The sequence below is a fragment of the Salipaludibacillus aurantiacus genome (assembly GCF_900111295.1).
Taxonomy (GTDB): Bacteria; Bacillota; Bacilli; order Bacillales; family Salisediminibacteriaceae; genus Salipaludibacillus; species Salipaludibacillus aurantiacus.
The window spans coordinates 66,554-87,412 of sequence record NZ_FOGT01000018.1 but is presented as its reverse complement, the minus strand read 5'-3'; the positions used below and the strand labels follow the sequence as shown (position 1 = coordinate 87,412).

Annotated in this window: 21 protein-coding genes; 6 read left to right on the top strand and 15 right to left on the bottom strand. The window is 40.5% G+C overall.

What is annotated here, in order from left to right:
* Positions 1-2: 2 nt before the first annotated feature.
* Complete coding sequence (locus BMW59_RS17815; RefSeq protein WP_093055019.1) at positions 3-755, bottom strand: SDR family oxidoreductase; 753 nt, start codon at positions 753-755, stop codon at positions 3-5.
* Positions 756-982: 227 nt separating this feature from the next.
* Between BMW59_RS17815 and BMW59_RS17810 the strand changes: the two genes are divergently transcribed.
* Entirely contained in the window at positions 983-1,429 is a 447-nt protein-coding gene (locus tag BMW59_RS17810) for a universal stress protein (protein WP_093055017.1), read from the top strand.
* 19 nt (positions 1,430-1,448) lie between these two features.
* Positions 1,449-1,754: a hypothetical protein gene (locus BMW59_RS17805; protein ID WP_093055015.1), complete on the top strand. Its 306-nt coding sequence runs from the start codon at positions 1,449-1,451 to the stop codon at positions 1,752-1,754.
* A 457-nt stretch (positions 1,755-2,211) separates the two neighbouring features.
* Here the strand turns inward: BMW59_RS17805 and BMW59_RS17800 are convergent, their stop codons facing one another.
* The 8 genes from BMW59_RS17800 to sppA all read right to left on the bottom strand — a co-directional run bounded on the left by BMW59_RS17800 (position 2,212) and on the right by sppA (position 9,178).
* Positions 2,212-3,063, bottom strand: a complete 852-nt coding sequence (locus BMW59_RS17800; protein WP_093055013.1) for an EcsC family protein — start codon at positions 3,061-3,063, stop codon at positions 2,212-2,214.
* Between the two features lie 201 nt (positions 3,064-3,264).
* On the bottom strand, positions 3,265-4,452 hold the full coding sequence (locus BMW59_RS17795; RefSeq protein ID WP_093055011.1) for an acetate kinase: 1,188 nt from the start codon (positions 4,450-4,452) through the stop codon (positions 3,265-3,267).
* Between the two features lie 249 nt (positions 4,453-4,701).
* On the bottom strand, positions 4,702-5,766 hold the full coding sequence (locus BMW59_RS17790; RefSeq protein ID WP_245733215.1) for a class I SAM-dependent methyltransferase: 1,065 nt from the start codon (positions 5,764-5,766) through the stop codon (positions 4,702-4,704).
* Between the two features lie 82 nt (positions 5,767-5,848).
* Entirely contained in the window at positions 5,849-6,349 is a 501-nt protein-coding gene (tpx, locus tag BMW59_RS17785; protein WP_093055009.1) for a thiol peroxidase, read from the bottom strand.
* Positions 6,350-6,434: 85 nt separating this feature from the next.
* On the bottom strand, positions 6,435-6,890 hold the full coding sequence (gene ytfJ / locus BMW59_RS17780) for a GerW family sporulation protein (protein ID WP_093055007.1): 456 nt from the start codon (positions 6,888-6,890) through the stop codon (positions 6,435-6,437).
* A complete protein-coding gene (locus tag BMW59_RS17775) occupies positions 6,883-7,557 on the bottom strand; it encodes a DUF2953 domain-containing protein (RefSeq protein ID WP_093055005.1) in 675 nt (224 codons plus the stop codon). The genes ytfJ and BMW59_RS17775 overlap by 8 nt, the downstream gene beginning before the upstream one ends.
* A gap of 90 nt (positions 7,558-7,647) precedes the next feature.
* Complete coding sequence (locus tag BMW59_RS17770; RefSeq protein WP_093055003.1) at positions 7,648-8,181, bottom strand: RDD family protein; 534 nt, start codon at positions 8,179-8,181, stop codon at positions 7,648-7,650.
* Between the two features lie 10 nt (positions 8,182-8,191).
* A complete protein-coding gene (gene sppA / locus BMW59_RS17765; RefSeq protein ID WP_093055001.1) occupies positions 8,192-9,178 on the bottom strand; it encodes a signal peptide peptidase SppA in 987 nt (328 codons plus the stop codon).
* Between the two features lie 183 nt (positions 9,179-9,361).
* On the opposite strand from sppA, the gene BMW59_RS17760 reads away from it, so the two are divergent.
* Positions 9,362-10,162, top strand: a complete 801-nt coding sequence (locus BMW59_RS17760) for an NAD kinase (RefSeq protein ID WP_093054999.1) — start codon at positions 9,362-9,364, stop codon at positions 10,160-10,162.
* 141 nt (positions 10,163-10,303) lie between these two features.
* Here BMW59_RS17760 and BMW59_RS17755 read toward each other — a convergent pair whose 3' ends face one another.
* The 4 genes from BMW59_RS17755 to BMW59_RS17740 all read right to left on the bottom strand — a co-directional run bounded on the left by BMW59_RS17755 (position 10,304) and on the right by BMW59_RS17740 (position 14,734).
* Positions 10,304-11,914: an amidohydrolase gene (locus BMW59_RS17755; protein ID WP_093054997.1), complete on the bottom strand. Its 1,611-nt coding sequence runs from the start codon at positions 11,912-11,914 to the stop codon at positions 10,304-10,306.
* Between the two features lie 133 nt (positions 11,915-12,047).
* Positions 12,048-12,251, bottom strand: coding sequence for an alpha/beta-type small acid-soluble spore protein (locus tag BMW59_RS17750; protein ID WP_093054995.1), 204 nt, complete (start codon positions 12,249-12,251; stop codon positions 12,048-12,050).
* 132 nt (positions 12,252-12,383) lie between these two features.
* Positions 12,384-13,592, bottom strand: coding sequence for a tRNA uracil 4-sulfurtransferase ThiI (gene thiI, locus BMW59_RS17745; protein WP_093054993.1), 1,209 nt, complete (start codon positions 13,590-13,592; stop codon positions 12,384-12,386).
* Positions 13,592-14,734: a cysteine desulfurase family protein gene (locus tag BMW59_RS17740; protein ID WP_093054991.1), complete on the bottom strand. Its 1,143-nt coding sequence runs from the start codon at positions 14,732-14,734 to the stop codon at positions 13,592-13,594. The genes thiI and BMW59_RS17740 overlap by 1 nt, the downstream gene beginning before the upstream one ends.
* A gap of 207 nt (positions 14,735-14,941) precedes the next feature.
* Between BMW59_RS17740 and brnQ the strand changes: the two genes are divergently transcribed.
* Entirely contained in the window at positions 14,942-16,267 is a 1,326-nt protein-coding gene (gene brnQ / locus BMW59_RS17735) for a branched-chain amino acid transport system II carrier protein (RefSeq protein WP_093054989.1), read from the top strand.
* Positions 16,268-16,435: 168 nt separating this feature from the next.
* Here the strand turns inward: brnQ and ezrA are convergent, their stop codons facing one another.
* The gene (gene ezrA / locus BMW59_RS17730; protein WP_177174418.1) at positions 16,436-18,139 is read right to left on the bottom strand and encodes a septation ring formation regulator EzrA; all 1,704 of its coding nucleotides are present in this window, start codon (positions 18,137-18,139) and stop codon (positions 16,436-16,438) included.
* 249 nt (positions 18,140-18,388) lie between these two features.
* Here ezrA and hisJ point away from each other — a divergent pair, with 249 nt between their 5' ends.
* Entirely contained in the window at positions 18,389-19,192 is an 804-nt protein-coding gene (gene hisJ / locus BMW59_RS17725; RefSeq protein WP_245733213.1) for a histidinol-phosphatase HisJ, read from the top strand.
* On the opposite strand, the gene refZ is transcribed toward hisJ, so the two are convergent.
* On the bottom strand, positions 19,193-19,840 hold the full coding sequence (refZ, locus tag BMW59_RS17720; protein WP_093054985.1) for a forespore capture DNA-binding protein RefZ: 648 nt from the start codon (positions 19,838-19,840) through the stop codon (positions 19,193-19,195).
* A 161-nt stretch (positions 19,841-20,001) separates the two neighbouring features.
* On the opposite strand from refZ, the gene BMW59_RS17715 reads away from it, so the two are divergent.
* Positions 20,002-20,481 carry a GAF domain-containing protein gene (locus BMW59_RS17715; protein ID WP_093054983.1) on the top strand — a complete coding sequence of 160 codons (480 nt, stop codon included), beginning with the start codon at positions 20,002-20,004 and terminating at the stop codon, positions 20,479-20,481.
* Positions 20,482-20,859: the final 378 nt, after the last annotated feature.

The following is a 20,859-nucleotide window of genomic DNA, read 5'->3' as shown; positions in this document are numbered from 1 at the left end:
CTTTACCTGTATCTATGCAAAACATTTACCCCGCCAGTCACCTCAAGTATGGCTCCAGTGATCAAATCCGATTCAGTGTCGCATAGAAACTTTACCGTTCTTGCAATATCTTCTCCTGTACCAGCTCTTCCTACAGGAGTTTCTGTATCAGCGACTGCCTCCGCAATAGATGCCTCCTTCATCTCCCCGGTTATTTTCCCTGGACAAACCATATTCGCCGTTATTCCATTAGGAGCCTCTTCAATAGACACCGTTTTTGTTAATGAAACCAGCCCCGCTTTTGCGGCCGCAAAAGCAGACCGGTAAATCCAGCCAGGCGCATGCTGAGCATCCTGAAAGCCGTACGTGATGATCCTTCCATATTTCTGATCCCTCATAATAGGAATAATTTCCTTAAATAAGTAAAAAGCAGACGAAAGGTTTCCGTTCACCATCTGTTCCCACTCTTCATTTGAATAATCCACCAGTTTTTTTCTTTCAAAAATATAGGGGCCTGCGTTTAAAATCAGTACATCTATACGGGAAAAGCGGTCGTAAGCCTGCTTAACAAGCTGAGTTAAATCAGTTTTAGAGGTTACGTCCCCTTTAACAAATTGAATACGTTCAAGTTTGTCACGAAACTCCTCTCTCAGCCGTTCAATCGCTTCTTCGTCTTCCCGATAATTAATTGTAACGGAATATCCGTCAGCTATCAGCTCTTCGACTACTTTTTTACCTAAGCCTTTAGATCCTGCAGTAATTAAGGCGTGACGCATCCGTATACCCTCATTTCTTAGTATGATCGTTAAGATTTGTATAACTGTGACTATATTTTATTATACTTATTGTGAAGGGAAAAAGTAAAAGCATTTACCTTAACTGAAACTGTGAATAATTACTCAATTTGTCAAAATAATTGAATTATCCCTCGTTTCAGTAAAGATATCTTTGATATAATATAACTATAAAGAGCTAATTTTTTTATTCCCAAGGAGGTAATACTATGGCAATCAAATATAACACTATTTTAGTTGCAGTCGACGGTTCAAATGAAGCAAAACGCGCATTCAGGAAAGCCGCTTTGCTGGCAAAAGATCATGAGGCCAAACTATTGCTCACACACATTGTAGATACAAGGACATTTGCATCTGTGGAGCATTATGACCGGACTATATTCTCAGAAGCAGAAAAGTATGCCAGAGAAATGCTTGAAGAATATAAGCAGCTTGCATTGGCTGATGGTCTGGATGACGTTACTCTAATCCTTGATTACGGCTCTCCAAAAGTAAAGATTGCGAAAGACGTCGCTAAAAAGTATGAAGTGGATTTGATTGTCACAGGTGCCACCGGACTAAATGCAGTGGAAAGGTTCCTAATAGGAAGTGTATCAGAACATATTACAAGACATGCGAAATGTGATGTGTTAATCGTCCGTACAGATTCTGAATAATATAAACTGGAGGAAAACCATGCTTGTAACCTTCATCTATGACCCCCGGCTCGGCATCAAAGTCCCTTCTCTTGAAAAGCCGTGGGATGAAATAGATGCTCATACCCAAAGCGAAATTTTAGCTAAATGGGAAAAAGTCCGCGGGGATATTCCCGACCGGATTAAAGAACTGGAAAGACAAATTAATCACCTGCAAGGCCAGCTATACAGAGAAAACGATTTTAACCGAAGCTGTGAATTAAACAGTGAAATTGCCGAACTTGCCTCTATCATAAACGACTTATGGATCTGGTACCGTACTGGAGATGAAGTTACAGTGACATGAGTTTAGAGAAACTGAGCACCTTTTATATGCCATTCTCTCAAATTGCAGAGAGACCTTTTGCCTGATACGAGCAGAAGGCCTCTCTTTTTGTATTAAAGAATTAATTATGGGGTGACTTCGGAGTTTTCACAGGACGTGAAGGGGTTAGCCGAAGATCCCTGTGACAATGTTGCACTTATGCCTGTGGTATAAGCCTTCGCCGGAGTGAACGGCAAATTAAATAAAACTTTATATATTTTAAACAGCTAAAAATTAATCAGGCTCCCTAATAGCCTCTGCTATAGTCATACACGTCACTCTAATAACAAATAACCTGCCGTTGAACGAAGGCGAGGACACCCGGAGGATAAGCGCAGTCTGAAAATCCACTTTCCCAAAGGTGTCTTTCGGGGAAGTTAGTTGAAGACAAGCCCTCGGGTAAGCCTTCGCCGGGAGTGAAACGGCAGAGCAAGTATACCTAGATAATGTCCCAGTCTCCTGTTTTTTCCTGCAAATGCCTTTTCTGATAAAAGTAGTGAGAAGCCTGAGAAACACCTTTAGTAAACGTGTAATTCATGCCTGCTCCTAAAGCAATCCCTGCCACAGGTATACCCTGGATAACTTTTTTTCTCGCAAATCTCAGGAACATGAGCTTCATTATCTGTTTAAGGGGCTGCTGAATCCACTGTTGCGTGAGCACATCGTCTTCTCCTTCATAAAACAGAGCATCCTTCTGATGATCCGGGATTTGATTATACAGATCCTCCCATGCTTCCTTCTGAAGTTCCCGCGGCAGAGACACCGCATGGAAGACTTTCAGAACCAGCATCATTTCGTACGGTTTACGCATATCGTATCCATATGTCATGGCAGTCAGTTGTACAGACCTTAAATTGATAGCCAGCAGAAGAGGTAAATCAGCGAATGTAACGAATAATCCTCCAGCACCTGTTACTCCTCCCTGACCAAACGCAAGGAGATTCTGCCTGGCAAGCTGCTTTTTAGCAATAAACCGAAGCTGGTCAATTGTCAACTTTTTCATATCTTTCACTTCAGAGATATCCGGGTGGAAGACCCTTGCTTCAGTAAATAAATAATCAATTGCCCGCTGGTCAAACCTGGCCTGCTGAACTGTTGACTGCAAATAAAACAACGTCTCATCGAGCAAAGTTAAAGCCCTCTTTTTTAATTGAGGATTCATCTTCTGCAAAGTCTGTTTTGCCCACTTTTGATAGGTACGTGAAAAATCTGTGGCTTTATCCGAGAATTGCCACTGTTCCCAGTCTTGGATTTCTTTTAATATAACTTTTTCCCTTTCGGTTAATTCCATCTGTAAACGCCCCCTTACACATCATCCATCTTCATTACTTTTCCATTTACCTGCAGTAATATCCTGCCCTCCTTATAAAAATAGGTAGTTTAGTTTATGATTTCCGCGGCAACTAGTGTTCATCAAATGGAATAAAAAAGAGCTGGCCCCAAAAGTTTATCTTTTGAGGCCAGCTCCTTAAATATTTTTTAACAGTCAGTATTATGATGATAACCTGACTGTGTCTCTTGCAATCACAACTTCTTCATCAGTAGGGATAACCATTACTTTTACAGGAGAATGCGGATAATTAATAAACGCTTCTTTCCCTCTTGTTTTATTCAATGTTGGATCCCAGTAAATCCCCATAAATTCAAGGCCTTTTAACACTTGTGACCGGATAACATCACTGTTCTCACCGATACCGGCTGTGAAAATAACAGCATCTAACCCGTGCATGCGGGCAGCGTAGGAGCCAATATATTTGTGGATACGGGATGTAAACACTTCAAGAGCTAACTGGGCACGTTCATTATCTTCTTCTGCCTGCACTTCTATATCTCTTAAGTCACTTGAGAAGCCTGATAAAGCAAGCATACCACTTTTCTTGTTTAGGACATTCATAACTTCTTCAGCAGATAAATCGGCTTTTTCCATAATATAAGGTATCAAAGCCGGGTCAATATTACCTGAACGAGTTCCCATCGTCACACCTGCAAGCGGTGTGAAGCCCATAGACGTGTCAATGGACTTTCCTCCTTCAATCGCTGCAATACTTGCCCCATTTCCTAAATGGCATGAGATAAGCCGAAGATTTTCAAGAGGACGACCCAGCATTTCTGCTGCACGTTCGGAAACATATTTATGTGAAGTCCCGTGGAATCCATATTTACGAATCCCGTATTTCTCATAATATTCATATGGAAGGCTGTATAAATAAGAATTCTCAGGCATTGTCTGATGGAAGGCTGTATCAAAAACGGCTACAGCAGGTACATTGGGAAGAATTTCTTTAAAAGCACGAATTCCTACCAGATTAGCCGGATTATGAAGCGGCGCAAGTTCTGAAACTTCTTCGATTCCTGCAATGACTTCATCTGTTATTAGCACGGAATCATTAAACTTTTCTCCACCGTGAACCACACGGTGTCCAATTCCTTCAATTTCATCAAGAGACTGAATGACATTATGGGAAGTAAGTTTGTCCAGAAGAATTTTAACTGCTTTTGCATGATCTTCAATCTCAGTGGTTTCCTTTTTCTTTTCCCCATCTACTTCCAAAGTAAATACTGCATCGTTTAAACCGATCCGTTCAACGAGCCCTTTAGTCACTACTTCTTCACTTGGCATTTCCAAAAGCTGAAACTTTAATGACGAGCTTCCAGCATTGATTGCCATAATTTTAGACATGAATCATTCGCTCCTTCATTCTTCTAGGTTTTATACTTTACTTACAATTGCTTGACTCTTTTTTCACCATAGATAATTAAAACATGGCAAGTATGAGATTGCAACCACTGTTTCAATAAATTTAAGAAACAGAACTATAACAATTTTCACATAAAAAACAAGGCTTTATGTGTACTGCTGTTTATATACTAGCCTCATTCAAGTGAAAAAATAGTACAGCTACTTAAAATATGACACTTTTGTGAAACCTTATTTTTCCTGTTTCAAATGATCGTCAAACCAGCCTGAAATCTTCTGCATCATATCCGCAAGCGCCGATTCTTTTGTAAAAGAAGGCAATTCTGCAAGTAACGCTTGTTTTGGTTCTATAATACCTTCTTTCTTTTTCCTTAAAACGAGGATACTTTTGGCTGCCTGTTTATTTTTAAACATGGAAGACGGCAGCTGCATTAACGAATATATTAAAGCTTCTTCTTTAATAAAGGTGTGTAATTGTTCAGACTGGTCTGTCTGGAAAATATAATTAGGGACAAGGAATATGAGGAACCCTCCAGGTTTCACATGTGTTACAGCCTTTTCTATCAGTAAATGGTGCACATAAGACCGGCCAGTATCAGCTTTCGTGGCAAAATTACTTACCTGGTCTTCTTTAGGATAGTACCCGGCAGGCAAGTCTGACACAATCATATCCAGATTTTTTACGAAAGGAGCACTTACACTGTCCTGATGAAATAAGTCAACTGAATGTGATTGTAAATTGGCATTGATATAAGCAAGCTTTAACAGTGTCTCATCCGGGTCTGCACCAATAAATGCTGCCTTTCTGTCAAGCTGGTTTAATACGGCAGTCATAAGATTCCCCGCTCCAACCGCAGGATCTGCAAGAACCTGTGTATCGGATTTTTTATCATAACTTTGTAATTTATTAACTAAATAACCGATAAACAAACTGACCGCATCAGGTGTTAACGCATGATGAGGCTGTGTCGCTTCACGCATTCCTTTTAAAACTGCCAGCTGTAACGCCCGCCGGTATTCCTCAGGAGCCGTATCCTGTTTTTCCGGCAGCTTTTTAAATATTTCCTCCAGCTTATGAGAAGTTTTTTCGTCAATGTCCCGGCTGATTTGTCCCTGATGCACCATGTCCCCGACATGGCTTAAGGCGTCTAAATAGATTAGGTCCCATTCTCTTTTTAAAAGTTCCGCTCCTTCATCGAGAACGAGATATACAGCTTCTGTATTTGTATTTTCCTGCAAGGCCGTCACTTCCTTTTCAATTTTAACCTGATGATATAAGTAAAGAATCATTTCCATTAGTCCATTACATTGTAGTAAATTTACCCCGTATTTACAAAATAAAAAAGCATCTGCTGGGACAGATGCTTTTCAGAGTTCTTTAATTTGCACTTTTAGCCGCTTCAATCGCAGCCTCATAGTTCGGATGATTTGTAACTTCAGACACATATTCTGCATATACCACCGTGTCTGAACTGTCCACGACGAAGATTGAACGAGATAACAATCTAAGTTCCTCTATCGCCACTCCATATTTTTTCCCAAAGTCCAAGTCTCTGTGATCGGATAACACCTGGACGTTATCTATTCCGGCAGCCGCGCACCAGCGTTTCTGGGCGAAAGGAAGGTCTGCGCTGATTGTCAGAATTTCGATATTACCCAAGTTTGCCGCTTCTTCATTAAATTTGCGTGTCTGCTGATCGCATACACCTGTATCAATAGAAGGTACAACACTGATCAGCCGGACCTTTCCTTTATAATCAGAAAAATTCACTTCTGAAAGGTCATTCGCCAGTACTGTGAAATCCGGTGCATTGCTTCCTACAGTTACTTCATTTCCCATCAAAGTGACGGGCTTTTCTTTAAATGTTACTTGAGCCATTTACAGATCGCCTCCTACTAAAAATTACTACTTAATAAGAGTACCATAAACAGCCTGATGTAAAACAGAAATTTGCTTAATTTTCTTAATAGGTAAACGGTTTTTCGTGATTTTCAGTATGAGAGGTTTTTCTTCGGTTAGATTCTCCGCCTGTATTCTGGATCATTTGCTGGATTTTATCAACCACCTGCGGGGTGAATTCCATCAATTTTTCATACAAGTGCGCCTGGTGGTCAAGATGAATCATTTTAACACCTTGGCTGCTCACTACAAGAAAGGCAATTGGGGTAATAGACACCCCTCCACCGCTTCCTCCACCGAAAGGATGTTTGTAACCGCCCTCTCCTTTTTCCCCCGGGCTGTCCTGAAGGATAAACTCGCTGCCTCCTGCTGCAAAACCAAAACCAACCTTTGATACAGGTAAAATCACGCTTCCGTCAGGTGTTTCTACCGGGTCTCCGACAATTGTATTGACATCGACCATTTCTTTCAAATTTTCCATTGCTGTTTTCATCAATCCCTGAATTGGATGATCAGACATGTAAATTCCTCCCATGTTGATGGTTTAAAGTCGTGCGTTGCCTTTTTTTAATTTTTTTCCGGTGTAACAAAACTTTTATTCCTGCAAGAATAGCATAACCGATCCTGAAAGAAACCATGCATCTAAAAACGGTAGCGAACATAAAATGCTGAAATTGAGGATAAACTTCCATAGAGGGCGGAGAAGATAATTGCATATATCTGGATAAAATACCCGTAAGACTTCCTTTGACAGACCATAGAAGACCGCTGGTCTGCCCGGTCATCGCAGCGTCACCTGCCCCAAGCCACGTGCGCCATTCCAGTTTTGAAACAGTCACTTTTGACATAAATTTTTCAGTAATAATGTAGAAACCTTTTACATCTTTGAGAAACTCCCTGAACTTCTGGAAACTTCTTACTAAATCAAAAACCGAAAGCTTTGTCTTTTTTTCTGTCTCTGGTCCGGTTCCTTCGCCTTTCTCTTTAAATACTAAGGAAGGTGTTTCTTTATCCATATCTATTGCCGGTATGGAAATGGTATAGCGGATAAGACGGAATAAAAGAAAAAGCCTTACTTTTCCCTCAAAATCCTTGTTTTTCTGAGTTATATTTATTTCCACCTCTAACTTCATAATAAGAATGAGAAAGATGATGGCAGTAATGGTGAGCACTAAGGCCAGCAACAAAGTGTTTCCTCCCCTCGTCCAGCTTCTTCCAGTCTTATAGTATCCAGTTATGAAAAAAAAATCCCACCGGCTTTAACCGATGGGAAAAAATTAATTATTATCCGGTAAAGGAATTGTTCTTGTCTTTCTTGGTTCCAAGGCTACAAAAGTATTGCCAATTCTGTCGTGCAACCCTCTTTTCTCTGGAGAAAAGGCCACAATGAGATATAACAGATTCGTAAAAGTGAGTGATTGATGGATGAACCGTCCCACTAGTTCTCGAAAAATAACATCCAGCCATGTGAGCTCCTTATCTTCATAACTGAAAACTTTTATACCTAAAAGCTGTTTTCCCAAAGTCTGGCGATACTTTTTTGTCATTAAAATAAAATAAGCATAAGCAGTAATAACGGAAATGATTCCCGCAAGCGTAAAGATACCCCAGGTTAATTCATTAACATTCATAACAAGAAACAATGGAAACAAAACCAGGCCATTAATGCTTGATACAACAATCAGGTCAACGATATAGGCCCAGAACCTCATCCAGAAGCCGGCATACTGCACCGTTATTTCTTCTTCAGTAACGATTGAAGTCTCTTCGTTTTTTATATTATCCTGAAAACTATTGTGTTCTTCATTCATCCAGCTCACCTCAATCTGTATACAAGTACATTAATCTCGGACCTTGGTTTTGGCGCATCCAGCTTTTAACTTCTGTAAGCTGCTGATTTTGGAATACTTCCTGGACAGTGGCCCCTATAAGCGAAGGGAAGCCGACATTTGCCTCATATTCGACTACTGTTAAATCTCCCCGTCCTAAATCATCTTTTAAACTGTAGATCACGTCTTCCATATGCCCTAAGCCATCAATCAGGCCTGCTTCCATTGCTTGTGACCCGGTATATATCCTGCCGTCAGCTAACTCGTAGACGTCATCACGGTCAAACACTCTGCCATTCTCAATCACATTAACGAATTGTTCGTAGGCGTCATCGACAAGGTCCTGAAGGATTTCACGCTCATCATCTGTCATTTCCCTTGTGGAAGACATAATATCTTTATATGGCCCGCTTTTAATAACATTTGACTCTATTCCTAGTTCTTCAGCCAATTCACTTACATTAATTGATTGCATAATTACACCGAGAGATCCGGTAATTGTTTGGGGATTAGCATAGATTTGCTCGGCAGGAGCGGAAACATAGTATCCGCCACTTGCTGCCATACTGCCCATAGATACAAACACCGGTTTACGGTAGTCTTCCTGAAGCTGTACGACTTTATCATGAATTTCATCACTTTCTACCACACCGCCCCCAGGCGTATTAACTCTTAAAACGACTCCGTGAACGTCAGGATCTTCCGCTGCGTGATCAAGCTGGTCTAGTAAAAGCTCATGGTCATACCCTGCAGCAAAAAGACCGCCTGAAGGGTCACTTTGAATGACACCATCTATATGTACGACTGCCACTTTCCCTCGGTCGGCCCCTTCTTCAAGTACTCTCTCCTGGAACCTTTCTGTGCCGCCGAAAAATCCATCCATAGTTGAAGCCACGTCTGTCTGAAAAGCTGAAACTGCAAGAGAGGCAACAAATAATACTGCGGCTATCGCCAAGGCTATCCATCTTTTTGTATTCATGTTCTTCCACCTCTTATCTTTATAAAGTTTATATGTCTCTCCCGTGCTAAGGGAGTCATATTTCTGATACGATTGAAGCAGGAGTTCTTATAAGTATCCCGAATACTTATATTATACGGCGAATCACGTCGTTTTTCCTTCATTCACTGAAAATCACTATGTATAGAAAGGAAGAAATCACCAATGGATAATCAACAAAAAGCTTATTTATTTTACAAGCCTTCCGAAGAATTGGAAGAAAGAGTACAAGCCGTCCGGAAAATCGGCCGGAAATATGATTATACACTAGTCGAAGACCCTAAAGATGCTAACCTGATTGTCAGTTTCGGGGGGGACGGAACATTCCTGCAGGCCATCCGTAAAACCGGATTTCGCGATGACTGCCTGTATATCGGTGTTAACGATGGCCGGCTTGGCTTTTATACCGACTTTGATACGCATGACCTTAACAAAATTGAGCAGGGATTGCAGCAGTCAGATAATATTGAAGTCCTTAAATACCCGACTCTTGAAGTTACGGTTGATGATAATCAAAATTTCCACTGTCTGAATGAGCTGTCCATCCGTTCAAATATCATTAAAACGTTTGCCATCGATGTTTATATAGATGGAAATTATTTTGAGACTTTCCGGGGGGACGGAATGGTCGTTTCAACTCCAACAGGAAGTACGGCTTATAACAAATCGTTAAACGGTGCTGTTGTAGATCCAAAACTTAAAGCAATGCAATTAACAGAAATTTCCTCTCTTAACAATAATCAGTACCGGACTCTTGGGTCACCTCTTTTATTAAGTAAAGGAAGAGAACTTACTCTTAAAATTGTCCAGGACGGGAATGATCATCCGATTATAGGCGCTGACAATGAAGCTCTAAGTATAAGACATTCTCATGAAATAAAAGTTAAAGTATCAGAAAGAGAAATTAAGACTTTACGCATGAAAGACAACCTTTTCCTTGATAAAGTAAAACGAAGCTTTCTATAATTCCATACTGAATTTATACGTCAGGAAGGACAGATTTAGTCCTTCCTGTTTTTTAATTGTTTGTATAGTTGCCATTTAAGAAGATTTAAACGTCTTCATTCATTTGCATTGCCTCAGGCTTCAGAAGACCTGTCCATCAGATCACTGATCAGGGTGAGCAGTTTCTTTTTCATCATACATGATCGTATTATCCACAACCGTTTTCACCACTTTTACATTTAGCCAGTCGTCGGGTTGAAGCTCAAACAAATCTGCATCTAAAACAGTAAAGTCCGCTTTAAAGCCGGGTGCGATAACTCCTCGGTCATTTTCCTTCGATATCGCCTTTGCACTTCCGGATGTAAACAGCTGGAGGGTCTCGTATAAAGATAGTTTCTCTTTTGCGTTATAACCTTCATGTTTTTCCCCCGGCTTTCTTCTAGTAACAGCCGCGTGAATCCCAAGCATCGGGTCAATTGGTTCAATTGGTGCATCAGAGCCTCCGGCACAAACGAGACCTGACTCAATCAGGGTTCTCCAGGCAAACGAACAGGATAACCGTTTTTCTCCTAACCGGCTTTCCACCCAGGGAAAGTCTGAGGCCACAAACCTTGGCTGTATATCAAGAACAACCGGCAGCTTTTTAAGTCTTTCTATTAAATCTTTTCTTGTGACTTGAAGATGAATGAGTCTGTCTCTTTTCCCAAGTGAAACAGGGTGTTCTTCAATAGCACTGATGGCATATTCCAAAGCTAAGTCTCCGATAACATGGATTGCCACAGGCATACCGTATGCCCTGGCTTCTTTAATGAGTCCCTCCAGCTGGCCCGGTGTATGAATGGCGACTCCCTGGGTATCAGCTGCATCTGTATAAGGTTCACTAAGCAAAGCGGTTCTGCCTCCTAAAGCGCCATCAGCAAAAATCTTTACTGACCCTAGTTCTAAAAATTCATTTTCAATTTCTTTTCTCATGTCTAAAATCTGCGGGGCTGCTTCATGATGGACAAGAAGATTAGCTCTGAATTTCCGTACAGATCCGTCAATCACTTTTTTAAATGTCTGAAGGGTTTTTTTTGCGTTCCCATAGTAATTCAGGTCTTCCGTATGGGCTCCTGTATAGCCCTTTGCATATAAATCGTTTAAAGATGTAATAAGTGCTTTTTCAATATAATCAAATCCTTTTTCAGGAATATGCTCCCTTACCAGCTCTTGAGCCTGATCATGCAGATAACCGGTCGGAATCCCGCTTTCATCCTTCTCAATCAGCCCGCCTGGTGGGTCAATTGAATCCGCTGTTACACCAGCCAAATTTAACCCGTAAGAATTGGTTACTATCGCATGCCTGCATACTCTCGTAACCATAATCGGGTGTTTTGTTGACACCTCATCCAATACAAACCTGTCCGGCACGGTATTATATTCATATAAATTTTCATTAAACCCTTCTGCTAAAAGCCATTCCCCTTCAGGTAAAGAAGAAGCCGCTTTGGTTAAAACTAATTTTAATTCTGCCAGACTGGTGACTTCAGAGACGTCTAATTTTAATATTTTTTCTCCATGGCCGATCATATGTAAATGGCTGTCTACGAACCCAGGGTACATCACAGCTCCTTCTAAATTTATTTCCTCGGAAATATGATTTTCGTAAAGCCGTCTCAATTCATCTGAAGAGCCAATATCAGTAATGACGCCATTTTCCACGTAAAGAGCTTCGCAAGTTTCATCTTTCCGTCGTAACGTCCGGATCTTTCCGCCATGCCATAATGTTCCCATGTATCTGCCTCCTTTCATATCTGTTAAAAAGTGTATTTTTAGTATAATTAACAAATTCATCATACAGGGAATTAGAAAGGAAATCAAAAAGAAAGGGCACCTTTTCAGATGCCCTTTCAGCCAATTATTTAAATTATTGTTGCTGATACCCGTTTAGCTGTTGTTCAGCCATTTGTACTAATCGCTTTGTAATTTCTCCTCCTACAGATCCGTTAGCACGAGAAGTAGAATCAGGACCAAGCTGAACACCGAATTCAGTAGCGATTTCATATTTCATTTGGTCAATTGCCTGCTGTGCACCTTGTACTACTAGTTGATTACTGTTGTTGTTCGCCATTTATCTCACCTCCCTTGTACATATAGAATGTCACTCAAGGAGACTTATGATTCGAGAGAAACAATGGCGCGCTATCCATATTTTATGGAATGAAAAGGGGCGATAAAGTTTGAATACAAGAAGGGCAGCCTTTTAAAATAAATTATCGAAATCCTCATCCAGTTCCATATTTCGGGAAAATTCTTTGACTGCAGTATTTTCTACTGCCTCATTCACCATTTGATCAATATCTAAAAAACTTTCGTAACGGCTCGCTTTAAGTTTATTTGGTTTTGTTTTAGATTCAGCAGGCAGAAAAATTGTGCAGCAGTCTTCGAAAGGCAAAATGGATATATCATACGTGCCGATTCGTCTGGCATAATCAATTACTTCCATCTTATCCATTGTTATTAACGGTCTTAAAACTGGCATGGCAGTTACTTCATTAATTGTATACATGCTGTCCAATGTCTGGCTGGCTACCTGGCCTAAACTTTCTCCATTCACTAGTCCTTTTGCTTCCCGGTTCTCAGCCAGTTTTTCACTAATACGCAGCATAAACCTGCGCATCACTGTCATCTCATAATTATCGGGGACTTGTTTATGAATCGTCGTCTGAATATCTGTAAATGGCACAATATGAAGGTTAATTTTTCCGCCAAACCTCGTAAGAACCTGGACTAGATCTTCCACTTTTTGTTTCGCTCTCTCATTCGTAAACGGCGGGCTGTGAAAATGAACCGCTTCTAAAGTCACACCCCTTTTTAAAGCAAGATACCCTGCTACAGGACTGTCAATTCCGCCAGAAAGCATTAGCATAACTTTACCGCTTGTCCCTACCGGCAAACCTCCTGCTCCATTAATAACCTTGGCAGAAATATAAGCAGCATCGTCCCTGATTTCCACTTTCAGCTCTACATCGGGATTATGCACATCCACGCTGATATTTTCCATATTGCGTAAAACATGGCCTCCGATCACTTTATTCATTTCCTGCGACCGGAGCGGGAAATCTTTATTAGTTCGTCTGACAGATACTTTAAACGTTCCACGTCCTTCAGGCAAAGAATCTTCGGCAGCCCAAAGCGCCCCTTCGCAGATATCCTCTTTATTCAATTGGACTTTTAAAGAAGGACTGAGAGAATGAATTCCGAAAACATCTTTTAAATGATCTGTTACAGCATGACCATTTTCCCCATTTAATTTAACAAACATACGTCCAAAAGAGCGTCTTACTTTTATAGCAGGAAACTCTTTTAATACATCCCGGATATTAGCTTCGAGCTTTTTTTCAAATTGTTTTCTGTTTTTACCTTTTAAAGACAATTCCGCATAACGGATTAATATATGATCATAATGCATTAAAATTTCACAACCTTTTTCATGGAAGTCACGGTTTCCTTAAATATCTCTGTAAATAGTGCTGCTTCCTCCATTGTATTTTCAAAGGAAAAAGATAAACGAATCGCAGATGCAGCCACGGGTTCATCGAAGCCCGCCGATAATAAAACACGGCTTGGAGTAAATTGTTTAGACGAGCAAGCCGACTTAGTCGATACGAAGATGCCTTTCTCTCCCAGCGCCTGAATGACAACTTCCGGTTTCATATTCGGAATAGAAAAATTCAGGATGTGAGGAGCTCTGTCCCGGGGCGAGTTTAAAACCACTCCGTCGATAGCCGACACTTCTTTTTCTATCCAGGAGGATATTTGCTTTATATGGTCTATCCCTGAATTCGAGGCTTCTATTGATAGGCGCAAAGCCTTAGCCATCGCTACGATCCCCGCAAGGTTTTCGGTGCCTCCTCTGTACCCGCCTTCCTGTTCGCCACCGGAAAATTGGGATGTTAAGGTGATGCCGCTTCTTATATAAAGAACCCCTGTCCCTTTAAGCCCGTGAAATTTATGGGCAGATATCGTACATAAATCTATTCCCGCTTTTTTGAAGTCAAGAGGCACTTTTGTCATGCCCTGAACATGATCGACATGAAAAAGAATTTTTGGATAATTCGCTAACAATTCCCCTGTATCCTGAACGGGCTGAACAGACCCTAATTCATTGCTAACATGGATCATGCTCACAAGAATTGTATCCTCTGTGAGGGCCTGCTCCACTTGGTCCTTTGTAATTCGTCCAGTGTCATCTGGCGTAATATAAGTGACAGTGAATCCTTCTTTTTCCAGCTGCTGGCAAGCTTCGAAAGTGGATGTATGCTCGATGCCTGTCGTAATAATATGCTTTCCCCGTGTCTGAAGCCGATAAGCCGTACCTTTAATTGCCAGATTATTACCTTCAGTTCCTCCTGAAGTGAAGACCAGTTCTTCGGGCTTCACCTTTAACAGCGAGCCTACTCTTCTCCTCGCCTGCTCTTTTAATCTTTCTGCTTCCTTTCCTAATGGATGAAGTGAGGAAGGATTGGCAAAATAAGAACGTGATACTTCTGAAAAAGTGTCTATCACTTCGTCATATGGAACGGTTGTTGCACTGTTATCGAAATAAATCATAAGAAGGAACTCCTTTAATTTTGTCAACAATCACATTTCAACAAAACATCATACCACATTTTCTTTCTTTTCAACAGATTCAGCTTAATGACAATTAAGTTCGTAATTCTCTTTTAATTTTTACTGTTCTAAATCTTTTCATTTATGTTAATATGCTTATGGCTGAATAAATGTTATTAAAAAAACTTAATCGGAGGTCTCGTATAAATGGAGAAAAGTAACTATTCATTTAAAGATACGTTAATTATCGGACTCATGATGTTCGCCTTATTTTTAGGAGCAGGGAATTTAATTTTTCCTCCTGCATTAGGCCAGGAAGCAGGTACATCCGTCTGGCCGGCAATTACTGGTTTTTTAATAACCGGTGTCGGGCTTCCTGTATTAGCGATTATTGCAGTAGCTAAGTCCGGAGGAGATTTGCAAAAGATTTCAAAACGGGTAGGGGCTGTGTTCGGGTTATTATTCCCTTTAGCTGTCTACTTAGCCATCGGACCATTGTTCGGTATTCCAAGAACCGGTTCAGTTGGCTATGAAATCGGAGTGCTTCCTTATTTAGCAGAGGGCGGAGCTTTATCCCTGCTTCTTTTCACCATAGTCTTTTTTAGTCTTAGTTACTGGTTAAGCCTTAACCCTTCAAAATTGGTTCCCAGAATCGGTAAAATCTTAACACCTATACTCGTAGTTGTCCTCTCTGTGTTAACTTTTTCAGGCATTTTTAACACGGCCGGAGAAGCCCTTTCACCGACAGGAACATATGAATCCTTTCCATTTTTTACAGGATTTCAGGAAGGATACTTTACCATGGACGCCATTGCAGCCCTTGTGTTCGGAATTATTGTTATTACGAGAATGAAGGAACGGGGGCTTACGGACAGGAAAGCATTAACACAAAAAGCGTTTCAAGTAGGATTGATTGCAGGGACAGGTTTAATTTTTGTTTATCTGTCTTTAGCTTATTTAGGTTCCACAAGTGTTTCTATTCTTGGTTACCAGGAAAATGGGGGAGTGATCTTAACAGGATTATCACAATTCTTAATGGGCGGGACCGGTTTAATACTCTTATCAACGGTCATAACGATCGCCTGCTTAACTACCTCAGTCGGTCTGATATCAGCCTTTGGGGAATATGTACAAAAAACCTTTAAGGCTGTACCATACTGGGCGGCAACTGCTGTAGTCACTGTTTTCAGTTTTGTAATGGCAAACATGGGGCTGACCCAGCTTATCCAGTTCTCACTGCCTATGCTGGTTATGATCTATCCTGTGGCTATAGTGTTGATTATTCTTACTTTATTTGATGAACTATTCAAAGGGCGCAAGGAAGTTTATGTTGGTTCTGTCGCGGGTGCTGCCCTTGTGAGTATAGCAGACGGCCTTGCAACTGCAGGAATTTTCCCGCAGATAAGTACGGCTATTATCTATATGTTTCCTTTAGCGGAAATAGGGATTGCCTGGTTAATTCCATCTATCATTGGCGGCGTGGCAGGTTACGTATTTCAAACCGTCTTTCACACCTCCGCTTCCAGAGCATGATAAATAAAAAAAGTTCGGATTATCTCAGAATGATAATCCGAACTTTTTTACTTCTATAAACGACTTTCGTTCCGTCCCCAACCCGTCATCCAAAAACTGTTGAAACAGATTTCTAAAATGATATTAGGCGGCTCACATAGTCCTTGAATAACTCCTTTCATCCCCCTATTAAGAATAAGACAATGAAAGTTGTTCCTGTTCTTTAATTTTATCCAGGATATCAGGTTCGTGAGGCTCAATAGCCTCCAAAGCTAATTCAAGTGCTTCTTCGTAAAGGTAGTTTCTAAAACGGTCTTCCGCTTGTAATAACTTAATATTCACTTCCTGATTGTGGCTTCTATAGCGGTTTCCGTATTGGATAACCAGTTCAGCCAGCTTAGCCTGTTCAATTGTTTCATTTAACAGTTCAACCGATTTATCTACATACTCCCTGGAAGCTTCTACTTTCTTATTAATTTCCTGCATCGAAATTGGGACTTCGGTCAGCCCCTGGGAAGCTTCTTTCAACAATTTTTCGGCCTCGTCCAGCTTGTATATAAGGTTTTCAGGAATCCCCGGGATATTACTCTGTCTAAGATGCTTTTGGCTTTTCAAAAGAATCCCTTTCAGCTCCTTTATATTTTCCTCTGCTTTAATCTCATCACTTCTGAGATGGTTCAGGTTTTTCTTTTCCTCTGCAATCTCATTTTCAATCTTTTCCAATTCCGCATGGATCTCATTAATCATCTGCCTTAAAGCAGTAAAAGACTGCTTCTTTTCTTCCACCGCATCATCAATCACCGCAAACTGATTAAACAAATCCTTAATATGTTTTTCGAGTTTAAACTGCTTTTTGTCATGTTCTTCATCCAGCTGATAATTTAATTTAATCGCTTCAGTTTCGGCTCTTAAGTGTTCAAATAAATCCGGCAGTTCACTTAATTTATCTCTTAAAACCGGAAGCTCTTTCTCAACATAATTTCTGGAAAGAACCTCGTGTTCAAGTTTTTCGTAAATATCGTTTATTTCATTTTCAATGTTTTCGACCGGCTTTTCAGCTTCTTCAAGTTTAAGGTTTTCTATTAGCGGTAAAGATGCTTCGAGGCGCCGCTTCATGTCAGTTACCTGCCAATGGTAAGAGAAATGGTGAACAGGATAACCATTTTCAGCCATTTCTTCTAAGCCGTTTTCAAGCTCATTTAACTGTCTGGGAAGATCTTTTTCCATTTTAACGAGATATTGAGGGATGTTATTTATATGTTTGTCATACTCATTCAATAATTCCTCAATGGTCAGCAGAACCTCTCTGGCCTGAAAATAATTCCCTTCTTCTGTATGAGTGTCAAATGTTTCAAACATCCCGGCAATTTCCTGCATTCTTTGTTCTAATATACCAGCTGCTTGTCCGAGCGTTCCTTTTTGAACCCATAACTTTTTCTTTGTTTCATCGTATAAATCCTTCACACCATTTATATCCTGACGATTTTGTTCTTCACTATGTATGAGCTGGTCTACTTCCTCAATCATTTGTTTCATCTGTTCCTTCAGAGCCTCCAGCTCTTCATCTACAAACTTTATATACTCTCTGGCTTTTTGGAAACGGTATTTATTAGCCATCTCTTCTATGTCGAACAGTTTCTCTTCCATATCAGGGAGCTGGATAGTAACAATGTTATCCCACTCTTCCCTCCACTGTTCAAATCTTTCTTCAGTTTCCCCGGACATTTTTAACCCTTTAATCTTTGAAAGCTCTTCTGTCACAGGCTCGTTCATCAGCTGCATCTTCTCATTTTCAAGCCGGTCTACTTCTTTAAAAATCTTCTTTCTCGCCCATGCCCCATAAATAATCACAATCAAGAAAAGAAGAATTGCACCATAAATAATATATAACATTCTCATGAGGCCCCCTTACACCCTGTTGAATTGAAAAGTGTGATAAAATATACCCGAATACCTCCCTTATAAAACTTGGAATATTTTAAAGGGTTGATCTGGAAATTCAGGATGGAATATGTATGATTCTTTTACAAATTTCTTCATCTTTAATTAAATTCTCCCTTCTATCATATCACGGAAAAGTCAAATTTGGTCGGATTTATTCATGTTTTTTACAGGGAAAAGAAAAAGAAAGGAGTTTTTCTAGTGATCTTACATGATGGTCATGTTCACTCGCATTTTTGCCCCCACGGCTCTGCAGATAAAATGGAAGAATACATAGAACGGGCAATCAAACTGGGGCTCTCCTCAATTTCATTTACAGAGCATGCTCCTTTACCCCGGGGGTTCAAAGACCCGGTACCCGGCCAGGACAGCGCTATTACATTAGACGTACTGCCTGAATATTTAAAGGCAGCCGAGGAATTAAAGAACTATTATTCCAGCAAAATCAACGTTAATACAGGGTTAGAAGTTGATTATATTGATGGCTATGAAATAGAAACTGCATCTTTTCTTAATGAGTGGGGCGGAAAGCTGGATGATACCATTCTTTCTGTGCATTTTCTGCGGTTGCCGGACAATTCCTATATCTGCCTGGACTACAGTCCGGAAGCCTTCCAGTCACTTATTGAAAAATGCGGCTCATTGAAAAAGAGCTATGAACTGTATTACAAAACTTTGCTTCAATCCGTGAAAGCTGACCTGGGTCCTTTTACACCTGTACGTATCGGGCACATCACACTCATAAGAAAATTCCAGAAACTTTTTCCGCGGAACTTTGATGATTCTTTATTTTTGGAGGAAGTAATGACCGCCCTCAATGAGTACAGGAAAGAAATGGATGTAAATACAGCCGGTCTCGAAAAAGTGTACTGTAAAGAAACATACCCTCCTCAAAGGTGGATTGAAAAAGCAGTCTCCCTTGATATACCGCTTGTATACGGTTCTGATGCTCACAGCGCCGGCAGGACAGGAGGCGGCAGGTCATCTGTCGAAAAATATTTTTAATTAGCTTTCGGGAGCCGGAACAGCTATCACACATTCTTTAAAATGGGTTGCAACCCATTGACACAATTCTGAAAAATACTGGTCTAAGAAGTGGTTTTCATGGGGCATTAAATGATAAACTTCCCTGATATATTGCGGATGCAGAAATGGCATTGTAAGCATGCCGCGAAGCTGCAGCACAAAATATTCATTTGGGCGTGTTGCCATTTCCCCTTTTTCATAAGCCGCGTTAAGAAGTGTATGGTAAAGGTGTTTCTCTTTAGCCAGGTAGGAAGCCATGAGTTCTCTGACGAGGGTGGTATCCAGTGTTATCTCCCGGTGGATAAACCTCGCAAGCTCATGGTTGTTCTGCTGGTAAACCATTACATTCCAAATAGCCTTTAATAATCGGTCAAATACAAGTTCTTCTCCATTCTCGTACGCCAGTTTTTCACATTGAACTTCAATCGCTGAGACATAACCTTCCAGAAATCCTGTCATCAAATGTTCCAGTAACCCTTGTTTACTCCCGAAATAATAAGAGATTAACGCTACATTGGCTCCCGCCTTATTGGCAATATCCCTCACTGAAGATCCCGTAAATCCCTTCATATTAAACATCTCAATGGCAGCTTGCATAACCTTTTCTTTTGAGGCTTTTTTATTCATCCTGCTTACCCTCCTGCTCTGCTGCTCATGGTTCTTCTGTGTATTTATTTCCCTTCCAGCCACGCTTTTTCCTGCCTAAATCACTCGACAAAATCTTTAGTATTTCTTAGCAACAGCCCCGTGTGTTATAATTTTCAAAAATGTTCGAAAGGGTGAATACAGTGTTTCAGTCGCAAACTTATGAGGGGCCGATACAGGAACAATACGATTTATTATCACGTCAGCTGGATGCTTTACTCGATGGGGAAAGTAACCAAACAGCCAATTTAAGCAATGCTTCAGCCTTGTTAAACCAGTTTTTAAAAGACGTTAACTGGGTTGGTTTCTACATATGGAAAGACGGCGGATTAGTATTGGGTCCATTTCAAGGGCTGCCTGCCTGCGTAAGAATTGCCTATGGAAAAGGAGTATGCGGAACAGCGGTAAAAGACAAAAGAACGATGCGTGTGGATGACGTTCACCAGTTCCCGGGTCATATCGCGTGTGATGCAGCTTCCAATTCCGAAATTGTTATCCCTTTAATTCGAAACGGCGAGCTATTAGGTGTACTCGATATTGACAGCCCTCTTAAAAACCGTTTCTCTGAAGATGATGAGAAAGGGCTTGAACAATTTGTCCAGGTTCTGCTTAAACATGTATAATAAAAGCGTCACAAAGTGATTTGAAAAATCGCTTGTGGCGCTTTTATTATAATTAACTAGTGCTTGGCTATTCTAATATATTCTCTCTCTATTATTACACATGAATTAAAAAAAATCATTGGGATAAAGCAATCTTCTTACTTATAAATGGCGGGCAGTTACTGATTTTAAAGAGATTTACCTTGACTTTAGTTATAAAAAATTATAAACTGTACTTTGTGCAAATAAGACAGCCAAAGTAAACGTCGTGTTGTTCATTTCATTCCCGCTAAATGCGAGGGGTATTGTGTAACCTCTAGCTGTCGAGGCGAAGATGCCTAAAATGAAATGGCTGTGCGAACGGGATTACTACTGTTAATTATTTCACGAAATTTTCTT

What these genes read in the sequence shown, in the direction of transcription:
- BMW59_RS17750 (WP_093054995.1), bottom strand. Translation starts at nt 12,251, where the DNA reads ATGGCGAACAACAACAGTAATCAACTAGTAGTACAAGGTGCACAGCAG.
- BMW59_RS17815 (WP_093055019.1), bottom strand. Translation starts at nt 755, where the DNA reads ATGCGTCACGCCTTAATTACTGCAGGATCTAAAGGCTTAGGTAAAAAA.
- BMW59_RS17770 (WP_093055003.1), bottom strand. Translation starts at nt 8,181, where the DNA reads ATGAATGAAGAACACAATAGTTTTCAGGATAATATAAAAAACGAAGAG.
- BMW59_RS17805 (WP_093055015.1), top strand. Translation starts at nt 1,449, where the DNA reads ATGCTTGTAACCTTCATCTATGACCCCCGGCTCGGCATCAAAGTCCCT.
- BMW59_RS17740 (WP_093054991.1), bottom strand. Translation starts at nt 14,734, where the DNA reads ATGATTTATTTCGATAACAGTGCAACAACCGTTCCATATGACGAAGTG.
- BMW59_RS17800 (WP_093055013.1), bottom strand. Translation starts at nt 3,063, where the DNA reads ATGGAATTAACCGAAAGGGAAAAAGTTATATTAAAAGAAATCCAAGAC.
- ytfJ (WP_093055007.1), bottom strand. Translation starts at nt 6,890, where the DNA reads ATGTCTGATCATCCAATTCAGGGATTGATGAAAACAGCAATGGAAAAT.
- BMW59_RS17760 (WP_093054999.1), top strand. Translation starts at nt 9,362, where the DNA reads ATGGATAATCAACAAAAAGCTTATTTATTTTACAAGCCTTCCGAAGAA.
- brnQ (WP_093054989.1), top strand. Translation starts at nt 14,942, where the DNA reads ATGGAGAAAAGTAACTATTCATTTAAAGATACGTTAATTATCGGACTC.
- tpx (WP_093055009.1), bottom strand. Translation starts at nt 6,349, where the DNA reads ATGGCTCAAGTAACATTTAAAGAAAAGCCCGTCACTTTGATGGGAAAT.
- refZ (WP_093054985.1), bottom strand. Translation starts at nt 19,840, where the DNA reads ATGAATAAAAAAGCCTCAAAAGAAAAGGTTATGCAAGCTGCCATTGAG.
- ezrA (WP_177174418.1), bottom strand. Translation starts at nt 18,139, where the DNA reads ATGTTATATATTATTTATGGTGCAATTCTTCTTTTCTTGATTGTGATT.
- BMW59_RS17810 (WP_093055017.1), top strand. Translation starts at nt 983, where the DNA reads ATGGCAATCAAATATAACACTATTTTAGTTGCAGTCGACGGTTCAAAT.
- BMW59_RS17755 (WP_093054997.1), bottom strand. Translation starts at nt 11,914, where the DNA reads ATGGGAACATTATGGCATGGCGGAAAGATCCGGACGTTACGACGGAAA.
- thiI (WP_093054993.1), bottom strand. Translation starts at nt 13,592, where the DNA reads ATGCATTATGATCATATATTAATCCGTTATGCGGAATTGTCTTTAAAA.
- sppA (WP_093055001.1), bottom strand. Translation starts at nt 9,178, where the DNA reads ATGAATACAAAAAGATGGATAGCCTTGGCGATAGCCGCAGTATTATTT.
- BMW59_RS17790 (WP_245733215.1), bottom strand. Translation starts at nt 5,766, where the DNA reads ATGGAAATGATTCTTTACTTATATCATCAGGTTAAAATTGAAAAGGAA.
- BMW59_RS17795 (WP_093055011.1), bottom strand. Translation starts at nt 4,452, where the DNA reads ATGTCTAAAATTATGGCAATCAATGCTGGAAGCTCGTCATTAAAGTTT.